We start from the raw sequence: 21,382 nt of genomic DNA, 5'->3' as shown, positions 1-21,382 counted from the left end.
TGCCTCTTTTATGGTGGTTGAAATGAGAAGACAAAAAAGATTGCCACAAACCCCCATTTTTTTGATAGAATAGAAGTAGTAAAAAAGAAATGAGTTAGACATGTCAAAAGGATTTTTAGTCTCTCTTGAGGGACCAGAGGGAGCAGGAAAGACCAGTGTTTTAGAGACTCTGCTACCAATTTTAGAGGAAAAAGGAGTAGAGGTGCTGACGACCCGTGAACCAGGAGGTGTCTTGATAGGAGAGAAGATTCGGGAAGTAATTTTGGATCCAAGTCATACTCAGATGGATGCGAAGACAGAGTTGCTTCTTTATATTGCTAGTCGCAGACAGCACTTGGTGGAAAAAGTTCTTCCAGCACTTGAAGCTGGCAAGTTGGTCATTATGGACCGCTTCATCGATAGTTCTCTTGCATATCAGGGATTTGGTCGTGGCTTGGATATTGACGCCATTGACTGGCTTAACCAGTTTGCGACAGATGGCCTTAAACCCGATTTGACACTCTATTTTGACATCGAGGTGGAAGAAGGACTAGCTCGCATTGCTGCTAATAGCAATCGTGAGGTCAATCGTTTGGACTTAGAAGGTTTGGACTTGCATAAAAAAGTTCGTAAAGGTTATCTTTCTCTCCTGGAAAAAGAAGGAAATCGCATTGTCAAGATTGATGCGAGTCTTCCATTGGAGCAAGTTGTGGAAACTACCAAGGATATCTTGTTTGAGAGAATGGGCTTGATTAAATGAAACAAGATCAACTAAAGGCTTGGCAGCCAGACCAGTTTGACCGCTTTGTACGTATCCTAGAACAAGACCAGCTCAATCACGCCTATCTCTTTTCAGGTTTCTTTGGAAGCTTGGAAATGGCTCAATTTCTAGCTAAGAGCCTCTTTTGTACGGATAAAGTAGGTGTGTTGCCATGTGAGAAATGTCGGAATTGTAAGCTTATTGAACAGGGAGAATTTCCCGATGTTACCTTAATTAAGCCAGTCAATCAGGTCATCAAGACAGAACGCATTCGGGAATTGGTGGGCCAGTTTTCCCAAGCAGGGATTGAAAGTCAGCAACAGGTCTTTATTATCGAGCAAGCTGAGAAAATGCATCCTAATGCAGCCAATTCTCTGCTCAAGGTCATCGAAGAACCCCAGAGTGAGGTTTACATTTTCTTCTTGACCAGCGATGAGGAAAAGATCTTACCAACAATCCGCAGTCGGACGCAAATTTTTCACTTTAAAAAACAAGCAGAAAAACTCGTCCATCAATTAGAACAAGCAGGTCTGGTCAAGAAAAAAGCAACTCTTTTAGCCCAGTTTAGTCAATCGCGAGCTGAAGCAGAAAAGTTGGCAAATCAGGTAAGTTTTTGGACCTTGGTCGATGAAAGTGAACGCCTGATGACTTGGTTAGTGGCTAAGAAAAAAGAAAGTTATTTGCAAGTTGCCAAACTAGCTAGCTTGGCAGATGATAAGGAAAAACAAGATCAGGTTTTACGGATTCTTGAAGTTCTCTGTGGACAAGATATCCTACAAGCAAGAGTAAGGGTGATTCTACAAGATTTGCTAGAAGCTAGAAAAATGTGGCAAGCTAATGTCAGCTTTCAAAATGCCATGGAATATCTGGTCTTGAAAGAAATATAAACTCAAAAATGATCGATAAAGAAAGGAAAGGGCTGTTTTATGGACAAAAAAGAATTATTTGACGCGCTGGATGATTTTTCCCAACAGTTATTGGTAACCTTAGCCGATGTGGAAGCTATCAAGAAAAATCTCAAGAGCCTGGTAGAGGAAAATACAGCTCTTCGCTTGGAAAATAGTAAGTTGCGCGAACGCTTGGGCGAGGTGGAAGCAGATGCTCCCGTCAAGGCCAAGCATGTTCGAGAAAGTGTCCGTCGCATTTACCGTGATGGATTTCACGTTTGTAATGATTTTTATGGACAACGTCGAGAGCAGGACGAGGAATGTATGTTCTGTGACGAGTTGTTGTACAGGGAGTAGGCATGCAGATTCAAAAAAGTTTTAAGGGGCAGTCTCCCTATGGCAAGCTGTATCTAGTGGCAACGCCGATTGGAAATCTAGATGATATGACTTTTCGTGCTATCCAGACCTTGAAAGAAGTAGATTGGATTGCAGCTGAGGACACGCGCAATACAGGGCTTTTGCTCAAGCATTTTGACATTTCTACTAAGCAGATTAGTTTTCATGAGCACAATGCCAAGGAAAAAATTCCTGATTTGATTGGTTTCCTGAAAGCAGGACAAAGCATTGCTCAGGTATCCGATGCGGGTCTGCCTAGTATCTCGGACCCTGGTCATGATTTGGTCAAGGCAGCCATTGAGGAAGAAATTGCGGTTGTGACTGTTCCGGGTGCCTCTGCAGGAATTTCTGCTTTGATTGCCAGTGGTTTAGCGCCACAGCCACATATCTTTTACGGCTTTTTACCGAGAAAATCAGGCCAGCAAAAGCAATTTTTCGACTCAAAAAAAGATTATCCTGAAACTCAGATTTTCTATGAATCTCCCCATCGTGTGGCAGATACGTTAGAAAATATGCTAGAAGTCTACGGTGACCGCTCGGTCGTCTTGGTTAGGGAATTGACTAAAATCTATGAAGAATACCAACGCGGTATCATTTCTGAGTTATTAGAAAGCATTGCTGAAACGCCACTCAAGGGCGAATGCCTTCTCATCGTTGAAGGTGCCAGTCAGGATGTAGAAGAAAAAGACGAGGAAGTCTTGTTCTTAGAAATCCAAGCCCGCATCCAGCAAGGTATGAAGAAAAATCAAGCTATCAAGGAAGTAGCTAAGTTTTACCAATGGAATAAAAGCCAGCTCTACGCTGCCTATCACGACTGGGAAGAAAATCAAGAAAATGACTAAACAGGGAAGTTTGCCTTCTTCCCTTTTTTTGTTATACTAGTAGAAGAAAAAAATAGAAAGATTTGTGGGAGTGAAAAAGTCCGGGGGACTTTTTCAGCCTGAGTCAAGAAATTCGAAAACTCTTAAGTTCGATTGGCTTTTTCAATGTGAACCTTGTCTTCACACTCCCAAAGAGGTATTAGTGTCGTGTCTCAATCTTATATCAATGTTATCGGTGCTGGTTTGGCAGGTTCTGAAGCAGCCTACCAAATCGCAGAGCGTGGTATTCCAGTTAAACTTTATGAAATGCGTGGTGTCAAGTCAACGCCCCAGCACAAAACAGACAATTTTGCTGAGTTAGTTTGTTCCAATTCCCTTCGTGGAGACGCTCTGACAAATGCTGTCGGGCTCCTCAAGGAAGAAATGCGTCGCTTGGGTTCTGTTATTTTGGAATCTGCTGAGGCTACACGTGTTCCTGCAGGTGGTGCTCTTGCGGTGGACCGAGATGGTTTCTCACGGATGGTGACCGAAAAAGTTGCCAACCATCCCTTGATTGAAGTGGTTCGTGATGAAATTACAGAATTGCCGACAGATGTTATCACAGTTGTCGCTACTGGTCCTTTGACCAGCGATGCCCTAGCTGAAAAGATTCATGCTCTTAATGCCGGCGATGGTTTCTATTTCTACGATGCGGCAGCGCCTATTATCGATGTCAATACTATAGATATGAGCAAGGTTTATCTTAAGTCTCGTTATGATAAGGGGGAAGCGGCCTACCTCAATGCCCCTATGACCAAGCAAGAGTTTATGGATTTCCATGAAGCCTTAGTCAATGCAGAAGAAGCACCGCTTAATTCTTTTGAAAAAGAAAAATACTTTGAAGGCTGTATGCCTATCGAAGTTATGGCCAAACGTGGCATCAAAACCATGCTTTATGGCCCTATGAAACCAGTCGGTTTGGAGTATCCAGATGACTACACAGGACCTCGTGATGGAGAATTCAAAACACCTTATGCGGTTGTTCAGCTTCGTCAGGACAATGCGGCTGGTAGCCTCTACAATATCGTTGGTTTCCAGACCCACCTCAAATGGGGAGAACAAAAGAGAGTCTTTCAAATGATTCCAGGTCTTGAAAATGCCGAGTTTGTCCGTTATGGTGTTATGCATCGTAATTCTTACATGGATTCACCAAATCTTCTTGAGCAGACTTACCGTTCTAAGAAACAACCAAATCTCTTTTTTGCTGGTCAAATGACGGGTGTGGAAGGCTATGTTGAGTCCGCAGCGTCAGGATTAGTTGCGGGAATTAACGCGGCTCGTCTCTTCAAGGGAGAAAGCGAGGCTATTTTCCCAGAGACAACAGCGATTGGAAGCTTAGCTCATTACATCACCCATGCCGATAGCAAACATTTCCAACCAATGAATGTCAACTTTGGGATTATCAAGGAGTTGGAAGGGGAACGTATCCGTGATAAGAAGGCACGTTATGAAAAAATTGCAGAGCGTGCTCTTAGCGACTTAGAGGAATTTTTAACGGTCTAATTTTTTTGAAAGAATTGCTCATGATACTATAAAAATCTTAGAAATTGTGATAAAATAGGTAGGATAAAAAAAGGAGAGTGAAAATGGCGAATCCCAAGTATAAACGTATTTTAATCAAGTTATCAGGTGAAGCCCTTGCCGGTGAACGTGGCGTAGGGATTGATATCCAAACAGTTCAAACAATCGCAAAAGAGATTCAAGAAGTTCATAGCTTAGGTATCGAAATTGCCCTTGTTATCGGTGGAGGAAATCTCTGGCGTGGCGAACCTGCTGCAGAAGCAGGAATGGACCGCGTTCAGGCAGATTACACAGGAATGCTTGGGACTGTTATGAATGCTCTTGTGATGGCAGATTCATTGCAACAAGTTGGGGTTGATACACGTGTGCAAACAGCTATTGCTATGCAACAAGTGGCAGAGCCTTATGTCCGTGGCCGTGCCCTTCGTCACCTTGAAAAAGGCCGTATCGTTATCTTTGGTGCCGGAATTGGTTCACCTTACTTCTCAACCGATACAACAGCGGCCCTTCGTGCAGCTGAAATCGAAGCAGATGCCATCCTTATGGCTAAAAATGGTGTCGACGGTGTTTACAATGCCGATCCTAAGAAGGACAAGACAGCTGTTAAATTTGAAGAATTGACCCACCGTGACGTTATCAATAAAGGTCTCCGTATCATGGACTCAACAGCTTCAACCCTCTCAATGGACAACGATATTGACTTGGTTGTCTTTAACATGAACCAACCAGGCAACATCAAACGTGTCGTATTTGGTGAAAATATCGGAACAACAGTTTCAAATAATATCGAAGAAAAGGAATAAGAAAGATTATGGCTAACGCAATTATTGAAAAAGCTAAAGAGAGAATGACCCAGTCTCACCAATCACTTGCTCGTGAATTTGGTGGTATCCGTGCTGGCCGTGCCAATGCAAGCTTGCTTGACCGTGTACATGTAGAATACTATGGAGTCGAAACTCCTCTTAACCAAATCGCTTCAATTACCATTCCAGAAGCGCGTGTTTTGTTGGTAACACCATTTGACAAGTCTTCATTGAAAGACATCGAACGTGCTTTGAACGCTTCTGATCTTGGTATCACACCAGCGAATGACGGTTCTGTGATTCGCTTGGTTATCCCAGCTCTTACAGAAGAAACTCGTCGTGACCTTGCTAAAGAAGTGAAGAAGGTCGGTGAGAATGCTAAGGTGGCTGTCCGCAATATCCGTCGCGATGCTATGGACGAAGCTAAGAAACAAGAAAAAGCAAAAGAAATCACTGAAGACGAATTGAAGACTCTTGAAAAAGACATTCAAAAAGTAACAGACGATGCTGTTAAACACATCGACGACATGACTGCCAACAAAGAGAAAGAACTTTTGGAAGTCTAAAAATAAACAGAAAAACTCAGTTGGCATTGCTGGCTGAGTTTTATTCGAAAGAAGGAAATATGAATACAAATCTTGCAAGTTTTATCGTTGGACTGATCATCGATGAAAACGACCGTTTTTACTTTGTGCAAAAGGATGGTCAAACCTATGCTCTTGCTAAGGAAGAAGGTCAACATACGGTAGGGGATACGGTCAAAGGTTTTGCCTACACGGATATGAAGCAAAAACTCCGCCTGACCACTCTAGAAGTGACCGCCACTCAGGACCAATTTGGTTGGGGAACTGTAACGGAAGTTCGTAAAGACTTGGGTGTCTTTGTGGATACAGGCCTTCCTGACAAGGAAATCGTTGTGTCACTCGATATTCTCCCTGAGCTCAAGGAACTCTGGCCTAAGAAGGGCGACCAACTTTACATCCGTCTCGAAGTGGACAAGAAAGACCGTATCTGGGGACTCTTGGCTTATCAAGAAGACTTCAAACGTCTGGCTCGTCCTGCCTACAACAACATGCAGAACCAAAACTGGCCAGCCATTGTTTACCGCCTCAAGCTGTCAGGGACTTTTGTTTACCTGCCAGAAAATAACATGCTTGGCTTTATCCATCCTAGCGAGCGCTACGCAGAGCCACGTTTGGGTCAAGTTTTAGATGCGCGTGTTATTGGTTTCCGTGAAGTGGACCGTACTTTGAACCTATCCCTTAAACCACGTTCCTTTGAGATGTTGGAAAATGATGCCCAGATGATTTTGACCTACTTGGAAAGCAATGGTGGTTTCATGACCTTGAATGACAAGTCATCCCCTGAGGATATCAAGGCAACCTTTGGAATTTCTAAAGGTCAGTTCAAGAAAGCACTCGGTGGCTTGATGAAGGCTGGTAAAATCAAGCAAGACCAGTTTGGGACAGAGTTGATTTAGGGAGACATATGAGAAAATCATTTTACACTTGGCTCATGACCGAGCGCAATCCTAAAAGTAACAGTCCCAAAGCTATCTTGGCAGACCTAGCTTTTGAAGAGTCAGCCTTTCCAAAACACACAGATGATTTTGATGAGGTGAGTCGCTTTTTGGAGGAGCATGCCAGTTTCTCTTTTAACCTAGGAGACTTTGACGCTATCTGGCAAGAATACATAGAGCACTAGCATGATTCACTGGGTTTGGGCTAGTAATTTCTCCACCCCTTTGCTATAATAAAAAGAAATAAAAGGATTAGAGAGGTTCTTTATTTGAAGGAACATTCAATAGACATTCAACTGAGTCATCCAGATGACCTGTTTCATCTTTTTGGTTCCAATGAACGCCATCTTCGTTTGATGGAAGAAGAGCTTGATGTGGTGATTCATGCTCGTACGGAGATTGTCCAGGTTTTGGGAGAAGAGGCTGCTTGTGAGGAAGCCCGTCAGGTTATTCAAGCTCTCATGGTCTTGGTGAACCGTGGGATGACCGTTGGTACGCCAGATGTGGTGACTGCAATTAGCATGGTCAAAAACGATGAAATCGACAAGTTTGTCGCCCTTTACGAAGAAGAAATCATCAAGGATAATACAGGGAAACCTATCCGTGTCAAAACACTGGGTCAAAAACTTTATGTGGACAGTGTTAAACAGCATGATGTGACCTTTGGAATTGGGTCAGCAGGAACAGGGAAGACCTTTCTTGCAGTGACCTTGGCAGTGACTGCTCTTAAACGTGGGCAGGTCAAGCGGATTATCTTGACTCGTCCAGCAGTGGAAGCAGGAGAGAGTCTAGGTTTTCTTCCGGGTGATCTTAAGGAGAAGGTAGATCCTTACCTTCGACCTGTTTATGATGCCTTGTATCAGATTCTGGGAAAAGACCAAACGACTCGTCTCATGGAGCGTGAAATTATCGAGATTGCGCCCCTTGCCTACATGCGTGGACGGACCTTGGATGATGCCTTTGTCATTCTCGATGAGGCACAAAATACGACCATCATGCAGATGAAGATGTTCTTGACGCGTTTAGGCTTTAATTCTAAGATGATTGTCAATGGAGATATCAGTCAGATTGACCTTCCGCGTAACGTCAAGTCCGGTTTGATTGATGCCCAAGAAAAGCTCAAGAACATTCACCAGATTGACTTTGTTCATTTTTCAGCCAAGGATGTGGTTCGCCATCCAGTTGTCGCTCAGATTATCCGAGCTTATGAACCAGCTCCAGTTAAAAATGAAGAGCGTGAAGAAGTCCAAGAAGAAACAGAATAACAAAAAAGAGCAGTTCAGGTGGACTTGCTCTTTCTTTTATCTGATAATTATATTTTTTAGACTAGTTCATCAATTGGAGTATGTTTTTTATCGAGACCTTGGGCTACTGGAAGACTGGTTAAGTAACCTTGATAAGTGGTCACACCTTGACGCAAGCCCTCATCCTCAGAGATTGCTTGTACAAAACCTTTACCAGCCAAAGCTTCGATATAAGGAAGAGTGACATTGGTTAGGGCGATAGTTGAAGTACGGGCTACAGCACCGGGGATGTTGGCAACGGCATAGTGGAGCACACCGTGTTTTTCATAGACGGGTTCATCGTGCGTTGTCACACGGTCAGCTGTCTCGATAACGCCACCTTGGTCAACGGCAACGTCAACGATGACAGATCCTGGACGCATTTGTTTGACCATCTCATCTGTCACCAATTTCGGTGCTTTGGCACCTGGGATGAGAACCGCTCCGATCACCACATCCGCATCTCTCACACTGGCTTCGATGTTGAATGAATTGGACATGAGAGTTTGAATTTGGTGACCAAAGACCTCCTCTAAAACGGAGAGACGTTTAGCACTGATATCAAGGATGGTTACTTGAGCACCAAGACCAAGCGCAATTCGAGCAGCATGGGTCCCTACGACACCGCCACCGATGATGGTTACTTTCCCTTTAGGTACACCCGGTACACCACCCAGTAGGACGCCAGAACCTCCTGCTTGTTTGGTTAGGAAGTGAGCTCCGATTTGGACTGCCATACGGCCTGCAACCTCACTCATAGGAACGAGGAGTGGTAACTGGCCTTGGGAATCATGGACAGTTTCATAGGCAATCCCTGTTGTTTTTGCTGCTAGCATAGCATCTGCTAATTCAGGAGCAGCGGCCATGTGCAAGTAGGTGAAGAGAAGCAGGTCGTCACGCAAGTACTCATATTCAGAAGGTAATGGTTCTTTTACTTTCACGACTAACTTTGCAGCCCAAGCTTCACCAGCACTAGCGACAATTTCAGCTCCTTGCTTTTGATAGTCAGCATCAGTAAAGCCTGAACCGAGACCAGCATTTGTTTCGATAAGGACGCGATGACCACGACCGACTAAGCTGAGGACACCAGCAGGTGTGAGGGCAACACGGTTTTCATTATTCTTAATTTCTTTTGGAATTCCGATTAACATAGAGAAAAACTCCCTTTCTATTGACGGGTTGTAAATGATTTATCACATTATCTATAAAAATAAGGTGATGATTTTATTCTATATGAAACCGCTTTAAAAAGCAAGGAAAACTTGTTGTAACTTCTTTTTTATGCTAGACTGATAGAAAATACTTTTGAATGGTAGAAACGTATGGAATCAATCTTTTTAAAACTAGCTCAGTATCCAATAGTCGAGACTGAGCGTTTATTGCTTAGACCTGTAACCTTGGATGATGCAGAAGAAATGTTTGACTATGCCTCGGATAAGGATAATACACGTTACACTTTTCTAACCAATCAAAATTTAGAAGAAACCAAAAATAATATTGCTCAGTTCTACTTGGCTAATCCCTTGGGACGTTGGGGAATAGAACTAAAAAGCAATGGCAAATTTATCGGAACAATTGATTTGCACAAGATTGATCCTGCTCTTAAGAAGGCGGCTATTGGCTACATTATCAATAAAAAGTATTGGAATCAAGGATTAACGACAGAAGCCAATCGTGCCGTGATTGAGCTGGCTTTTGAGAAGATTGGAATGAACAAGTTGACCGCCCTTCACGATAAGGATAATCCCGCATCTGGCAAGGTCATGGAGAAATCAGGCATGCGCTTTTCCCATGAAGAACCATATGCTTGTATGGACCAGCATGAAGAAGGCCGAATCGTTACAAGAGTTCATTATGTCTTGACCAAGGAAGACTATTTTACATATAAATAAGCAGTTGAGAAGAAATTTTCAACTGTTTTTTCTTCCTCTTACGAATAATCTAAGAGAGGAGAAAATATGGAAGCAATTATCGAGAAAATCAAAGAGTATAAAATCATTGTTATCTGTACTGGTCTGGGATTACTTGTCGGAGGATTTTTCCTGCTAAAGCCAGCTCCACAAACACCTGTCAAGGAAACGAATTTGCAGGCAGAAGTTGTAGCAGTTTCCAAGGATTCGGTATCCGAAAAGGAAGTAAAGAAGGAAGAAAAGGAAGAACCCCTTGAACAAGATCTAATCACAGTAGATGTCAAAGGTGCTGTTAAATCGCCAGGGATTTATGATTTGCCTGTAGGTAGTCGAGTCAATGATGCTGTTCAGAAGGCTGGTGGCTTGACAGAACAAGCAGATAGCAAGTCGCTCAATCTAGCTCAGAAAGTTAGTGACGAGGCTCTGGTTTACGTCCCAACTAAGGGAGAAGAAGCAGCTAGTCAGCAGGCAGGTCCTGGGACGGCTTCCTCAACGAGCAAGGAAAAGAAGGTCAATCTCAATAAGGCCAGTCTGGAAGAACTCAAGCAGGTCAAAGGACTGGGTGGCAAACGAGCTCAGGATATTATCGACCATCGTGAGGCAAATGGGAAATTCAAGTCGGTTGATGAACTCAAGAAAGTCTCTGGCATTGGTGCCAAGACCATAGAAAAGTTAAAAGATTATGTTACAGTGGATTAAGAATTTCTCTATTCCCCTAATTTACCTTAGTTTTCTGTTGCTTTGGCTTTACTACGCCATTTTCTCATCATCTTATCTCGCACTACTAGGTTTTGTTTTTCTGCTAGTCTGTCTCTTTATCCAATTTCCGTGGAAATCTGCTGGTAAAGTTCTAATAATTTGTGGAATCTTTGGTTTCTGGTTTCTGTTTCAAAATTGGCAACAGAGTCAAGCGAGTCAAAATTTGGCGGATTCTGTTGAAAGGGTACGGATTTTACCAGACACTGTTAAGGTCAATGGTGATAGTCTATCCTTTCGTGGCAAGGCCGATGGCCGCATTTTTCAAGTCTATTATCAACTCCAGTCCGAGGAGGAGAAAGAAGCCTTTCAAGCTTTAACCGACCTTCATGAGATAGGACTAGAAGGAAAACTTTCAGAACCAGACGGGCAGAGAAATTTTGGTGGTTTTGACTACCAAGCCTATCTGAAAACTCAAGGGATTTACCAAACATTAACTATCAAAAGAATCCAGTCACTTCAAAAGGTTAGCAGTTGGGATATAGGAGAAAATCTGTCCAGTTTACGTCGAAAGACTGTGGTTTGGATTAAGACGCATTTTCCAGACCCTATGCGCAATTACATGACAGGGCTCTTGTTAGGACATCTGGACACCGACTTTGAGGAGATGAACGGGCTTTATTCTAGTTTAGGAATTATCCACCTCTTTGCCTTGTCGGGTATGCAGGTAGGTTTTTTCATGGACGGATTTAAGAAACTACTCTTGCGATTGGGCTTGACCCAAGAAAAGTTGAAATGGCTGACCTATCCCTTTTCCATTCTCTATGCTGGTCTGACAGGATTTTCAACTTCGGTTATTCGCAGTCTCTTGCAAAAGCTACTGGCTCAACATGGGGTTAAGGGCTTTGATAATTTTGCCTTGACGGTCCTTGTCCTATTTATCATTATGCCTAACTTTTTCCTGACTGCAGGAGGAGTTTTGTCATGTGCTTATGCTTTTATCTTGACCATGACCAGCAAAGAAGGAGAAGGCCTCAAGGCTGTTGCTAGAGAAAGTCTAGTCATTTCCTTGGGAATATTACCCATCCTATCCTTCTATTTTGCAGAATTTCAGCCTTGGTCTATCCTTTTGACCTTTGTCTTTTCCTTTCTATTTGACTTGGTCTTCTTACCGCTCTTATCTATCATATTTGCCCTTTCCTTTCTCTATCCAGTCATTCAGCTGAATTTTATCTTTGAATGGTTGGAGGGAATGATTCGCTTGGTGTCGCAGGTGGCAAGTAGGCCTCTGGTCTTTGGACAACCCAATGCATGCCTTTTAATCCTATTGTTAATTTCCTTGGCTTTAGTTTATGATTTGAGGAAAAACATTAAAAGGCTAGCAGTATTGAGCTTATTGATTACAGGTCTCTTTTTCCTGACCAAGTATCCACTGGAAAATGAAATTACCATGCTGGATGTGGGGCAAGGGGAAAGTATTTTCCTACGGGATGTAACTGGGAAAACCATTCTCATAGATGTAGGTGGCAAGGCAGAATCTGATAAGAAAATCGAAAAATGGCAAGAAAAGGCGACGACCAGTAATGCCCAGCGAACCTTGATACCCTATCTCAAAAGTCGCGGAGTATCCAAGATTGACCAGCTAATTTTGACCAATACGGACAAGGAATATGTTGGAGATTTGTTGGAGGTGACCAAGGCTTTCCATGTAGCGGAGATTTTAGTGTCAAAAGGTAGTTTGAAACAGAAGGAATTTGTGGTAGAACTACAGGCAACTCAAACCAAGGTGCGCAGTTTGACAGTAGGAGAGAAGTTGACAATTTTTGGAAGTCAGTTAGAAGTCCTATCTCCAAGGAAAATTGGAGATGGAGGTCATGAAGATTCCCTGGTTTTGTATGGAAAACTCTTGGATAAAAACTTTCTTTTCACAGGAAATTTGGAGGAGAAGGGGGAGAAGGCATTGCTGAAGCAGTATCCTGACCTAGAAGTGGATGTTTTGAAAGCTGGCCAACATGGCTCTAAAAAATCATCAAGTTCAGCCTTTTTAGAACAGCTCAAACAAGAGATGACCCTCATCTCAGTTGGAAAGAACAATCGAACGAAACTCCCCCATCAGGAAACCTTGACACGACTAGAAGATATCAATAGCAAAGTTTACCGAACTGATCAGCAAGGAGCTATACGGTTTAAAGGTTGGAATAGATGGAAGATCCAAACAGTTGGTTAACGAGCAGAAACTTTTCAAAAAAATAACTTTTTATCTTGACAAGAGCTAGAAAACTTGGTATCATATAAAAGTTGAGAAAAGCAGAAGTGAGAGCTTCTCGCCTTGTGACATCAAGTTGCCTGGCCCTACGGATGAAAAGTTTCTAAGAAACGCTATCATAACGTGCGGGCTTGTATATTTACGAGTCCGCTATTGTTTTTCTCTAATAAAACAAAAGAGGTGAAAACCATAGCAAAGCAAGACTTATTCATCAATGATGAGATTCGTGTACGTGAAGTTCGCTTGATTGGTCTTGAAGGAGAACAGCTAGGTATCAAGCCACTCAGTGAAGCGCAAGCTTTGGCTGATAACGCTAATGTTGACCTAGTATTGATTCAACCCCAAGCCAAACCGCCTGTTGCAAAAATTATGGACTACGGTAAGTTCAAATTTGAGTACCAGAAGAAGCAAAAAGAACAACGTAAAAAACAAAGTGTTGTTACTGTGAAAGAAGTTCGTCTAAGTCCAACTATTGACAAGGGTGACTTTGATACAAAACTTCGCAATGCACGCAAATTCCTTGAAAAAGGAAATAAAGTTAAGGTATCTATTCGCTTTAAGGGTCGTATGATTACCCATAAAGAGATTGGTGCAAAAGTTTTAGCCGAGTTTGCTGAAGCAACTCAAGATATTGCCATCATCGAACAACGTGCTAAAATGGATGGACGTCAAATGTTCATGCAATTGGCGCCAGCGACTGACAAAAAATAATTGTCAGAAAGTTAAATAAAGGAGAAAAAATCATGCCAAAACAAAAAACACACCGCGCATCAGCTAAACGTTTCAAACGTACAGGTTCTGGTGGACTTAAACGTTTCCGTGCTTACACTTCTCACCGTTTCCACGGAAAAACTAAGAAACAACGTCGTCATCTTCGTAAAGCATCTATGGTGCATTCAGGAGACTACAAACGTATCAAAGCAATGCTTACTCGCTTGAAATAATAGCTTGACCGTAAGTAAACAATTCTAGGAAATATTTGGAGGAAATAAAACATGGCACGTGTTAAAGGTGGCGTTGTATCACGCAAACGTCGTAAACGTATTCTTAAATTAGCAAAAGGTTACTATGGAGCTAAACACATCTTGTTCCGTACTGCAAAAGAACAAGTAATGAACTCTTACTACTATGCATACCGTGACCGTCGTCAGAAAAAACGTGACTTCCGCAAATTGTGGATCACTCGTATCAACGCGGCAGCTCGTATGAACGGACTTTCATACTCACAATTGATGCATGGTTTGAAATTGGCTGAGATCGAAGTTAACCGTAAAATGCTTGCTGACTTGGCTGTTAACGATGCAGCAGCTTTCACAGCTCTTGCAGATGCAGCTAAAGCAAAACTTGGTAAATAATAACAGATAAGACTGGAACAGGATTGTCCCAGTCTTTTTGAAAATAAAGGAGAACAATATGGCTTCAAAAATGCTACACACTTGCTTGCGAGTAGAAAACCTTGAAAAATCAATTGCATTTTATCAATATGCTTTTGGATTTAAAGAATTGCGTCGCAGAGATTTTCCAGATCATGCCTTCACGATTGTTTATCTAGGTCTTGAGGGTGACGACTATGAGTTGGAGTTGACTTATAACTACGATCACGGTCCTTATGTGGTTGGAGATGGGTTTGCCCACATCGCCCTAAGTACACCTGATCTTGAAGCTCTTCATCAAGAGCACAGTGCAAAAGGTTATGAAGTTACCGAGCCAAATGGCCTACCAGGAACTGCACCTAACTATTACTTTGTCAAAGACCCTGATGGCTACAAGGTCGAAGTTATTCGTGAAAAATAATCTCGTGAGGTCAAGTAGAATGTTCGTTTTCTACTTGACTTTTTTTAGCTGAAAGAGTATACTGGTAAAAATTTAACCTTTAAGGGGAGTCCAGAGAGACTCACAAGGTGTCAGATAAAAGAATAGTACAATTTTCTAGAGGAGACTTTTTGAGTATGCTCTCTTGTGTTGTACGATTTTAACTGAGGCCTTGCACTAGCAAGGTCTTTTCTTTGTCTGGTCCCCTTAAAATTTAAGGAGGAAAAGTCATGAATCCCACATGTAAGAAACGTTTGGGTGCTATTCGCTTGGAAACCATGAAGGTGGTTGCACAGGAGGAAATCGCGCCAGCAATCTTTGAATTAGTCCTAGAAGGGGAAATGGTTGAAGCTATGCGGGCAGGCCAATTTCTTCATCTGCGTGTGCCTGATGATGCCCATCTTTTGCGTCGTCCTATTTCAATTTCGTCTATTGATAAGGTAAAGAAGCAGTGTCACCTCATTTATCGGATTGAAGGTGCTGGTACAGCTATTTTTTCAACCTTAAGTCAGGGAGATACTCTTGATGTGATGGGACCTCAGGGAAATGGATTTGACTTGTCTGACCTTGATGAGCAGAGTCAGGTTCTCCTTGTTGGTGGGGGGATTGGTGTTCCGCCCTTGCTTGAGGTAGCCAAGGAATTGCATGCGCGTGGTGTGAAAGTAGTGACAGTTCTCGGTTTTGCTAATAAGGTTGCTGTTATTTTGGAGATTGAATTAGCTCAATATGGGCAGGTATTTGTAACAACAGATGATGGTTCTTATGGCATTAAGGGAAATGTTTCCGTTGTTATCAAGGATTTAGACAGTCAGTTTGATGCTGTTTACTCATGTGGGGCGCCTGGAATGATGAAGTATATCAATCAAACCTTTTATGACCATCCAAGAGCCTATCTATCTCTAGAATCTCGTATGGCTTGTGGGATGGGGGCTTGCTATGCCTGCGTCCTAAAAGTGCCAGAAAGCGAGACGGTCAGCCAACGTGTCTGTGAAGATGGTCCTGTTTTCCGCACAGGAACAGTTGTATTATAAGGAGAAAATTATGACTAGAAATCGTTTACAAGTTTCTCTACCAGGCTTGGATTTGAAAAATCCGATTATTCCAGCATCAGGATGTTTTGGCTTTGGACAAGAGTATGCCAAGTATTATGATTTAGACCTTTTAGGTTCTATTATGATCAAGGCGACAACACTTGAACCACGTTTTGGAAATCCAACTCCAAGGGTGGCAGAAACTCCCGCTGGTATGCTCAATGCAATCGGTTTGCAAAATCCTGGTTTGGAAGTTGTTTTGGCCGAAAAGCTAACTTGGCTGGAAAGAGAATATCCAAATCTTCCTATTATTGCCAATGTAGCTGGTTTTTCAAAACAAGAGTATGCTGCTGTTTCTCGAGGAATTTCTAAAGCAGCTAATGTAAAGGCTATCGAGCTCAATATTTCTTGCCCCAACGTTGACCACTGTAATCATGGACTCTTGATTGGTCAAGATCCAGATCTAGCTTATGATGTGGTGAAAGCAGCTGTGGAAGCCTCTGATGTACCAGTTTATGTCAAACTAACTCCTAGTGTGACCGATATCGTTACTGTCGCAAAGGCAGCAGAGGATGCAGGAGCAAGTGGCTTGACTATGATTAATACTCTGGTTGGAATGCGTTTTGATCTCAAAACCAGAAAACCAATCTTGGCCAATGGAACAGGTGGAATGTCTGGTCCAGCAGTCTTTCCAGTAGCCCTCAAACTTATCCGCCAAGTCGCCCAAACAACAGACCTGCCTATCATTGGAATGGGAGGAGTGGATTCGGCTGAAGCTGCCCTAGAAATGTATCTGGCTGGAGCATCTGCTATAGGAGTTGGAACAGCCAACTTTACCAATCCTTACGCCTGTCCTGATATTATCGAAAATTTACCAAAGGTTATGGATAAATATGGTATCAGCAGTCTAGAAAATCTACGCAAGGAAGTAAAAGAGTCTCTGAGGTAAACTGCAATCAATCTGTTCTTGATTTTTTATCAGTTTGTAATGTTGATTATAGAGAATTTTGATACAATAAAATAGAAAGAACAGAGGAAGAAAGTTTATGAAGAAATTGAGATTTGTTTTTTTAGCTCTGCTATTTTTCTTAGCCAGACCAGAGAGTGCAATGGCTAGTGATGGTACTTGGCAAGGAAAACAATACCTGAAAGCAGATGGGAGTCAAGCAGCTAATGAGTGGGTTTTTGATGCTCACTATCAATCTTGGTTTTATATAAAAGAAGATGCCAACTATGCTGAAAATGAATGGCTAAAGCAAGGTGATGACTATTTTTACCTCAAATCTGGTGGCTATATGGCCAAGTCAGAATGGATAGAAGACAAGGGAGTCCTCTATTATCTTGACCAAGATGGAAAGATGAAAAGAAATGCTTGGCTAGGAGCTTCCTATGTCGGTGCTACAGGTGCCAAGGTAATAGAAGACTGGGTCTATGATTCTCAATATGATGCTTGGTTTTATATCAAAGCAGATGGACAACACGCAGAGAAAGAATGGCTCCAAATCAAAGGTAAGGACTATTATTTCAAATTTGGTGGTTATTTACTGACAAGTCAGTGGATTGAACAGGCTTATGTGAGTGCTAGTGGCGCTAAAGTACAGCAAGGTTGGCTTTTTGACAAACAATACCAATCTTGGTTTTATATCAAAGAAAATGGAAATCATGCTGATAAAGAATGGATTTTCGAAAATGGTCACTATTATTATCTAAAATCCGGTGGCTATATGGCAGCCAATGAATGGATTTTGGATAAGGAGTCATGGTTTTATCTAAAATCTGATGGCAAAATGGCTGATAAAGAATGGGTATACGATTCTAAAAATCAAGCCTGGTACTACTTCAAATCCGGTGGCTACATGGCAAAAAATGAGACAGTCGATGGTTATCAGCTTGGAAGTGATGGTAAATGGCTTGGAGAAAGAGCTACAAACGAAAATGCTGCTTACTATCAAGTAGTGCCTGTCACAGCGAATGTTTATGATGCAGATGGTGAAAAGCTCTCCTATATATCGCAAGGTAGTGTCGTCTGGCTAGATAAGGATAGAAAAAGTGATGACAAGCGCCTGGCTATTACTGTATCTGGTTTGTCAGGCTATATGAAAACAGAAGATTTACAAGCGCTAGATGCTAGTAAGGACTTTATCCCTTATTATGAGAGTGATGGGCATCGTTTTTATCACTATGTGGCCCAGAATGCTAGTATCCCAGTAGCTTCTCATCTCTCTGATATGGAAGTAGGCAAGAAATATTATTCGGCAGATGGCCTGCATTTTGATGGTTTTAAGCTTGAGAATCCCTTTCTTTTCAAAGACTTGACAGAGGCTACAAACTATAGTGCTGAAGACTTGGATAAGGTATTTAGTCTGTTAAATATTGACAATAGTCTCTTGGAAAATAAGGGAGCTACCTTTAAGGAAGCCGAAGAGCATTACCATATCAATGCCCTCTACCTCCTTGCTCATAGTGCCTTAGAAAGCGACTGGGGACGAAGTAAAATTGCAAAAGATAAGAATAATTTCTTTGGAATTACAGCCTATGATACGACCCCTTACCTTTCTGCCAAGACATTTGATGATGTGGATAAGGGAATTTTAGGTGCAACAAAGTGGATTAAGGAAAATTATATCGATAGGGGCAGAACTTTCCTTGGAAACAAGGAGTATGGTATGAATGTAGAATATGCCTCAGACCCTTATTGGGGCGAAAAAATTGCTAGTGTGATGATGAAAATCAATGAGAAATTAGGTGGCAAAGATTAGTCCTATAATTGATACTCTTCGAAAATCTCTTCAAACCACGTCAGAGTTGCCTTGGATTATATATGGTTACTGACTTTGTCAGTTCTATCTGCAACCTCAAAACAGTGTTTTGAGCTGACTTTGTCAGTCTTATCTACAACCTAAAAGCAGTGCTTTGAGCAGCCTGCGGCTAGCTTCCTAGTTTGCTCTTTGATTTTCATTGAGTATGAATATTATTTGAGTATAAGTTAAAAATCCTGATTTCAAGTAAAATCAGGATTTTTTCATGGATGCGATTTTTTCTGGATCTGGTGTGACACGGAGGGTCTTTTGTCCTGTGTAAGTGACAAAGCCTGGTTTTCCGCCAGTTGGTTTGTTGAGTTTCTTGACTTCAATCATATCTACCTGCACCAGATTTGACAGGCGACCTTGAGAGAAGTAGGCGGCCAGTTCTGCCGCGTCTGTTTTGACTTCATCAGATGGGTCAAGATTGCCTGAGATGACAACATGGCTTCCAGGAATATCCTTGGCATGGAACCAAAGTTCCTCCTTGCGGGCAATTTTAAAGGTTAGCTCCTCGTTTTGTAGGTTGTTGCGGCCGACATAGATGATGGTTTTGCCATCGCTTGCTAGATATTGTTCTGGTTTTTTGCGTTTCTGGATTTTCTCCCGCTGTCTTCTGCGGATAAAGCCAGTTTGGATTAATTCTTCACGGATTTCAGCGATTTCTTCCAACCCAGCTTGGTTGAGAACAGTTTCCACACTTTCCAGATAGAGAATGGTTGCCTTGGTTTCCTCAATCAGATCAGTCAAGTATTTGACAGCTTCTTTGAGTTTTTGGTAACGTTTGAAATAGCGTTGGGCATTCTGGTTGGGAGTCAAGGCCTTATCAAGAGCTATTGTGATAGGTTGGTTGGTGTAGTAGTTGTCTAGGATAACCTGGTCTTGGTCGTTAGGCACTTGGTGGAGGAAGGTTGTCAGTAATTCTCCTTTTTGGCGAAATTCTTCAGCATTATCTGTCGCCAGTAACTCTTTTTCCTGTTTTTTGAGTTTGTGGCGGTTTTTCTGAAGTTCATTTTCAACACGACGAATCAGTTCACTGGCTTGTTGTTTGACACGGTCGCGCTCAGCCTTATCCTTATAGTAGGTGTCCAACAAATCAGAAAGACTGGCAAAAGGCTCTCCCACCTGATTTGCAAAAGGAACTGGGCTGAAGGAAGTCTCAGTCAAGCATGGCTTGGTTTCTTGATTGAAAAAGTTTCGGAAAGTGGAAAGTTTTTCACTAACCAGTATCCTTTCCAATTCATTTGCCGTATCGCGTCCCAGACCTTGAAAGAGGCTTTGAAGATTTTTAGCTGTCGTTTCCTGTGTTTGCAGGATTTCAAAAAGTTTCTCGTCCTTGATTGTAAAAGGATTGAGAGCTTCCGTACTTGGCGGAGCGATATAGGTCGATCCAGGAAGCAAGGTGCGGTAGCTATTTTGTGAAAAGCCAACATGTTTGATAACTTCGAGGATTTTATGACTGCTTTTATCGACCAGTAGAATATTACTGTGTTTCCCCATAATTTCGATAATCAAGGTAGCCTGAATATGGTCCCCAATCTCGTTTTTATTAGAAACCGTAATTTCCACAATACGGTCATTTTCCACTTGCTCAATCGACTCAATCAGGGCACCCTGCAAATATTTTCTTAAAACCATGATAAAGGTAGAAGGCTGGGCTGGGTTTTCAAAAGTTGTTTGGGTCAGCTGAATGCGTCCAAAAACTGGATGGGCAGAAAGGAGCAGGCGATGACTTTGGCGATTGCTACGGATTTGCAAGACCAACTCTTGTTCAAAAGGTTGATTGATTTTCTGAATGCGACCATTCACTAATTCTCTTCGCAATTCCTCAACCATGTGGTGTAAAAAAAATCCGTCAAATGACATCGTTCTCTCCTTGTGATTGTATTCCATAGTATTATATCAAAAAGGTAGAATAAAATCATGGAAATGTGGTATAATAAAGCCAAGTAAAGAGAAACGAGAAGCACATGTATATTGAAATGGTAGATGAAACTGGTCAAGTTTCAAAAGAAATGTTGCAACAAACCCAAGAGATTTTGGAATTTGCAGCCCAAAAATTAGGAAAAGAAGACAAGGAGATGGCAGTTACCTTTGTGACCAATGAGCGTAGTCATGAACTCAATCTGGAGTACCGTGACACCGACCGTCCGACAGATGTCATCAGCCTTGAATATAAACCAGAGTTGGAAATTGCCTTTGACGAAGAAGATTTGCTTGAAAATCCAGAATTAGCAGAGATGATGTCTGAGTTTGATGCCTATATTGGGGAATTGTTCATCTCTATTGATAAGGCTCATGAGCAGGCTGAGGAATATGGCCACAGCTTTGAGCGTGAGATGGGCTTCTTGGCAGTACACGGCTTTTTACATATTAACGGCTATGATCACTACACTCCGGAAGAAGAAGCGGAGATGTTCGGTTTACAAGAAGAAATTTTGACAGCCTATGGACTCACAAGACAATAAACGAAAATGGAAAAATCGTGACCTGATATCCAGTTTAGAATTTGCTCTTACAGGAATTTTTACTGCCATAAAGGAAGAACGCAATATGCGAAAACATGCGGTGACGGCTCTCGTGGTCATCCTCGCAGGTTTTGTTTTTCAGGTGTCACGAATCGAATGGCTCTTTCTCCTATTGAGCATTTTTTTGGTAGTAGCCTTTGAAATTATCAATTCTGCTATCGAGAATGTGGTGGATTTGGCCAGTCACTATCACTTTTCTATGCTGGCTAAAAATGCCAAGGATATGGCGGCTGGCGCGGTATTAGTGGTCTCTCTTTTCGCAGCCTTAACAGGCGCATTGATTTTTCTCCCACGAATCTGGGATTTATTATTTTAAATAGCAAGAGGAAA

Annotated in this window: 24 protein-coding genes and 1 other annotated feature; of the genes, 22 read left to right on the top strand and 2 right to left on the bottom strand. The window is 42.1% G+C overall.

Annotated elements, in window-relative coordinates; genetic code table 11:
• Positions 1 to 100 precede the first annotated feature (100 nt).
• The 10 genes from tmk to M1G12_RS01925 all read left to right on the top strand — a co-directional run bounded on the left by tmk (position 101) and on the right by M1G12_RS01925 (position 7,990).
• On the top strand, positions 101 to 739 hold the full coding sequence (gene tmk / locus M1G12_RS01970; protein WP_004254725.1) for a dTMP kinase: 639 nt from the start codon (positions 101 to 103) through the stop codon (positions 737 to 739).
• Complete coding sequence (locus M1G12_RS01965; RefSeq protein WP_004254721.1) at positions 736 to 1,626, top strand: DNA polymerase III subunit delta'; 891 nt, start codon at positions 736 to 738, stop codon at positions 1,624 to 1,626. The genes tmk and M1G12_RS01965 overlap by 4 nt, the downstream gene beginning before the upstream one ends.
• A gap of 39 nt (positions 1,627 to 1,665) precedes the next feature.
• The gene (gene yabA / locus M1G12_RS01960; RefSeq protein WP_000358228.1) at positions 1,666 to 1,983 is read left to right on the top strand and encodes a DNA replication initiation control protein YabA; all 318 of its coding nucleotides are present in this window, start codon (positions 1,666 to 1,668) and stop codon (positions 1,981 to 1,983) included.
• A gap of 2 nt (positions 1,984 to 1,985) precedes the next feature.
• Complete coding sequence (gene rsmI, locus M1G12_RS01955) at positions 1,986 to 2,864, top strand: 16S rRNA (cytidine(1402)-2'-O)-methyltransferase (protein WP_247949310.1); 879 nt, start codon at positions 1,986 to 1,988, stop codon at positions 2,862 to 2,864.
• 186 nt (positions 2,865 to 3,050) lie between these two features.
• Positions 3,051 to 4,385, top strand: coding sequence for a methylenetetrahydrofolate--tRNA-(uracil(54)-C(5))-methyltransferase (FADH(2)-oxidizing) TrmFO (gene trmFO, locus M1G12_RS01950; protein ID WP_247949309.1), 1,335 nt, complete (start codon positions 3,051 to 3,053; stop codon positions 4,383 to 4,385).
• An 83-nt stretch (positions 4,386 to 4,468) separates the two neighbouring features.
• A complete protein-coding gene (gene pyrH / locus M1G12_RS01945; RefSeq protein ID WP_000002996.1) occupies positions 4,469 to 5,206 on the top strand; it encodes a UMP kinase in 738 nt (245 codons plus the stop codon).
• A gap of 8 nt (positions 5,207 to 5,214) precedes the next feature.
• Complete coding sequence (frr, locus tag M1G12_RS01940; RefSeq protein WP_001262225.1) at positions 5,215 to 5,772, top strand: ribosome recycling factor; 558 nt, start codon at positions 5,215 to 5,217, stop codon at positions 5,770 to 5,772.
• A gap of 59 nt (positions 5,773 to 5,831) precedes the next feature.
• Positions 5,832 to 6,686: an RNA-binding virulence regulatory protein CvfB gene (gene cvfB / locus M1G12_RS01935; protein ID WP_001095458.1), complete on the top strand. Its 855-nt coding sequence runs from the start codon at positions 5,832 to 5,834 to the stop codon at positions 6,684 to 6,686.
• 8 nt (positions 6,687 to 6,694) lie between these two features.
• Positions 6,695 to 6,910 carry a YozE family protein gene (locus M1G12_RS01930; protein ID WP_001232083.1) on the top strand — a complete coding sequence of 72 codons (216 nt, stop codon included), beginning with the start codon at positions 6,695 to 6,697 and terminating at the stop codon, positions 6,908 to 6,910.
• 84 nt (positions 6,911 to 6,994) lie between these two features.
• Positions 6,995 to 7,990 (top strand): PhoH family protein, encoded by a 996-nt coding sequence (locus M1G12_RS01925; protein WP_247949308.1) that lies wholly within the window; start codon positions 6,995 to 6,997, stop codon positions 7,988 to 7,990.
• Positions 7,991 to 8,046: 56 nt separating this feature from the next.
• Here M1G12_RS01925 and ald read toward each other — a convergent pair whose 3' ends face one another.
• The gene (gene ald / locus M1G12_RS01920; RefSeq protein WP_247949307.1) at positions 8,047 to 9,159 is read right to left on the bottom strand and encodes an alanine dehydrogenase; all 1,113 of its coding nucleotides are present in this window, start codon (positions 9,157 to 9,159) and stop codon (positions 8,047 to 8,049) included.
• A 171-nt stretch (positions 9,160 to 9,330) separates the two neighbouring features.
• Between ald and M1G12_RS01915 the strand changes: the two genes are divergently transcribed.
• The 10 genes from M1G12_RS01915 to M1G12_RS01870 all read left to right on the top strand — a co-directional run bounded on the left by M1G12_RS01915 (position 9,331) and on the right by M1G12_RS01870 (position 18,482).
• Entirely contained in the window at positions 9,331 to 9,900 is a 570-nt protein-coding gene (locus tag M1G12_RS01915; protein ID WP_000443732.1) for a GNAT family N-acetyltransferase, read from the top strand.
• A 66-nt stretch (positions 9,901 to 9,966) separates the two neighbouring features.
• Positions 9,967 to 10,617, top strand: a complete 651-nt coding sequence (locus M1G12_RS01910; RefSeq protein WP_000387351.1) for a helix-hairpin-helix domain-containing protein — start codon at positions 9,967 to 9,969, stop codon at positions 10,615 to 10,617.
• Entirely contained in the window at positions 10,601 to 12,841 is a 2,241-nt protein-coding gene (locus M1G12_RS01905) for a DNA internalization-related competence protein ComEC/Rec2 (RefSeq protein WP_237446919.1), read from the top strand. Before M1G12_RS01910 ends, M1G12_RS01905 begins: the two co-directional genes overlap by 17 nt.
• Positions 12,842 to 12,913: 72 nt before the next feature.
• Positions 12,914 to 13,045 (top strand) — a sequence feature (ribosomal protein L20 leader region).
• A 15-nt stretch (positions 13,046 to 13,060) separates the two neighbouring features.
• Complete coding sequence (gene infC / locus M1G12_RS01900) at positions 13,061 to 13,591, top strand: translation initiation factor IF-3 (RefSeq protein WP_000848180.1); 531 nt, start codon at positions 13,061 to 13,063, stop codon at positions 13,589 to 13,591.
• A gap of 32 nt (positions 13,592 to 13,623) precedes the next feature.
• Positions 13,624 to 13,824: a 50S ribosomal protein L35 gene (gene rpmI / locus M1G12_RS01895; RefSeq protein WP_001125943.1), complete on the top strand. Its 201-nt coding sequence runs from the start codon at positions 13,624 to 13,626 to the stop codon at positions 13,822 to 13,824.
• Positions 13,825 to 13,875: 51 nt separating this feature from the next.
• The gene (gene rplT / locus M1G12_RS01890) at positions 13,876 to 14,235 is read left to right on the top strand and encodes a 50S ribosomal protein L20 (RefSeq protein WP_000124834.1); all 360 of its coding nucleotides are present in this window, start codon (positions 13,876 to 13,878) and stop codon (positions 14,233 to 14,235) included.
• A 58-nt stretch (positions 14,236 to 14,293) separates the two neighbouring features.
• Positions 14,294 to 14,674, top strand: a complete 381-nt coding sequence (gene gloA / locus M1G12_RS01885) for a lactoylglutathione lyase (RefSeq protein WP_237446918.1) — start codon at positions 14,294 to 14,296, stop codon at positions 14,672 to 14,674.
• Positions 14,675 to 14,922: 248 nt separating this feature from the next.
• On the top strand, positions 14,923 to 15,723 hold the full coding sequence (locus tag M1G12_RS01880) for a dihydroorotate dehydrogenase electron transfer subunit (protein WP_247949306.1): 801 nt from the start codon (positions 14,923 to 14,925) through the stop codon (positions 15,721 to 15,723).
• Positions 15,686 to 16,672 (top strand): dihydroorotate dehydrogenase, encoded by a 987-nt coding sequence (locus tag M1G12_RS01875; RefSeq protein ID WP_272931756.1) that lies wholly within the window; start codon positions 15,686 to 15,688, stop codon positions 16,670 to 16,672. Before M1G12_RS01880 ends, M1G12_RS01875 begins: the two co-directional genes overlap by 38 nt.
• Before the next feature lie 97 nt (positions 16,673 to 16,769).
• The gene (locus M1G12_RS01870) at positions 16,770 to 18,482 is read left to right on the top strand and encodes a glucosaminidase domain-containing protein (protein WP_247949305.1); all 1,713 of its coding nucleotides are present in this window, start codon (positions 16,770 to 16,772) and stop codon (positions 18,480 to 18,482) included.
• Between the two features lie 252 nt (positions 18,483 to 18,734).
• On the opposite strand, the gene pavA is transcribed toward M1G12_RS01870, so the two are convergent.
• On the bottom strand, positions 18,735 to 20,390 hold the full coding sequence (pavA, locus tag M1G12_RS01865; protein WP_247949304.1) for an Rqc2 family fibronectin-binding protein PavA: 1,656 nt from the start codon (positions 20,388 to 20,390) through the stop codon (positions 18,735 to 18,737).
• A gap of 104 nt (positions 20,391 to 20,494) precedes the next feature.
• Here pavA and ybeY point away from each other — a divergent pair, with 104 nt between their 5' ends.
• Positions 20,495 to 20,992, top strand: coding sequence for an rRNA maturation RNase YbeY (gene ybeY, locus M1G12_RS01860; RefSeq protein ID WP_000275156.1), 498 nt, complete (start codon positions 20,495 to 20,497; stop codon positions 20,990 to 20,992).
• Positions 20,973 to 21,368: a diacylglycerol kinase family protein gene (locus tag M1G12_RS01855; RefSeq protein WP_000378166.1), complete on the top strand. Its 396-nt coding sequence runs from the start codon at positions 20,973 to 20,975 to the stop codon at positions 21,366 to 21,368. The genes ybeY and M1G12_RS01855 overlap by 20 nt, the downstream gene beginning before the upstream one ends.
• Positions 21,369 to 21,382: the final 14 nt, after the last annotated feature.

It is taken from the genome of Streptococcus mitis (genome assembly GCF_023110375.1).
GTDB classification, from domain to species: domain Bacteria; phylum Bacillota; class Bacilli; order Lactobacillales; family Streptococcaceae; genus Streptococcus; species Streptococcus mitis_CI.
This window is presented reverse-complemented; position numbering and strand designations above follow the sequence as displayed.

Coding starts and splice junctions, on each gene's coding strand:
- yabA (WP_000358228.1), top strand. CDS start 1,666: ATGGACAAAAAAGAATTATTTGACGCGCTGGATGATTTTTCCCAACAG.
- M1G12_RS01855 (WP_000378166.1), top strand. CDS start 20,973: ATGGACTCACAAGACAATAAACGAAAATGGAAAAATCGTGACCTGATA.
- M1G12_RS01880 (WP_247949306.1), top strand. CDS start 14,923: ATGAATCCCACATGTAAGAAACGTTTGGGTGCTATTCGCTTGGAAACC.
- M1G12_RS01905 (WP_237446919.1), top strand. CDS start 10,601: ATGTTACAGTGGATTAAGAATTTCTCTATTCCCCTAATTTACCTTAGT.
- tmk (WP_004254725.1), top strand. CDS start 101: ATGTCAAAAGGATTTTTAGTCTCTCTTGAGGGACCAGAGGGAGCAGGA.
- pyrH (WP_000002996.1), top strand. CDS start 4,469: ATGGCGAATCCCAAGTATAAACGTATTTTAATCAAGTTATCAGGTGAA.
- M1G12_RS01910 (WP_000387351.1), top strand. CDS start 9,967: ATGGAAGCAATTATCGAGAAAATCAAAGAGTATAAAATCATTGTTATC.
- pavA (WP_247949304.1), bottom strand. CDS start 20,390: ATGTCATTTGACGGATTTTTTTTACACCACATGGTTGAGGAATTGCGA.
- ald (WP_247949307.1), bottom strand. CDS start 9,159: ATGTTAATCGGAATTCCAAAAGAAATTAAGAATAATGAAAACCGTGTT.
- frr (WP_001262225.1), top strand. CDS start 5,215: ATGGCTAACGCAATTATTGAAAAAGCTAAAGAGAGAATGACCCAGTCT.
- rpmI (WP_001125943.1), top strand. CDS start 13,624: ATGCCAAAACAAAAAACACACCGCGCATCAGCTAAACGTTTCAAACGT.
- M1G12_RS01875 (WP_272931756.1), top strand. CDS start 15,686: ATGGTCCTGTTTTCCGCACAGGAACAGTTGTATTATAAGGAGAAAATT.
- M1G12_RS01965 (WP_004254721.1), top strand. CDS start 736: ATGAAACAAGATCAACTAAAGGCTTGGCAGCCAGACCAGTTTGACCGC.
- rplT (WP_000124834.1), top strand. CDS start 13,876: ATGGCACGTGTTAAAGGTGGCGTTGTATCACGCAAACGTCGTAAACGT.
- cvfB (WP_001095458.1), top strand. CDS start 5,832: ATGAATACAAATCTTGCAAGTTTTATCGTTGGACTGATCATCGATGAA.
- M1G12_RS01870 (WP_247949305.1), top strand. CDS start 16,770: ATGAAGAAATTGAGATTTGTTTTTTTAGCTCTGCTATTTTTCTTAGCC.
- M1G12_RS01930 (WP_001232083.1), top strand. CDS start 6,695: ATGAGAAAATCATTTTACACTTGGCTCATGACCGAGCGCAATCCTAAA.
- M1G12_RS01915 (WP_000443732.1), top strand. CDS start 9,331: ATGGAATCAATCTTTTTAAAACTAGCTCAGTATCCAATAGTCGAGACT.
- gloA (WP_237446918.1), top strand. CDS start 14,294: ATGGCTTCAAAAATGCTACACACTTGCTTGCGAGTAGAAAACCTTGAA.
- ybeY (WP_000275156.1), top strand. CDS start 20,495: ATGTATATTGAAATGGTAGATGAAACTGGTCAAGTTTCAAAAGAAATG.
- rsmI (WP_247949310.1), top strand. CDS start 1,986: ATGCAGATTCAAAAAAGTTTTAAGGGGCAGTCTCCCTATGGCAAGCTG.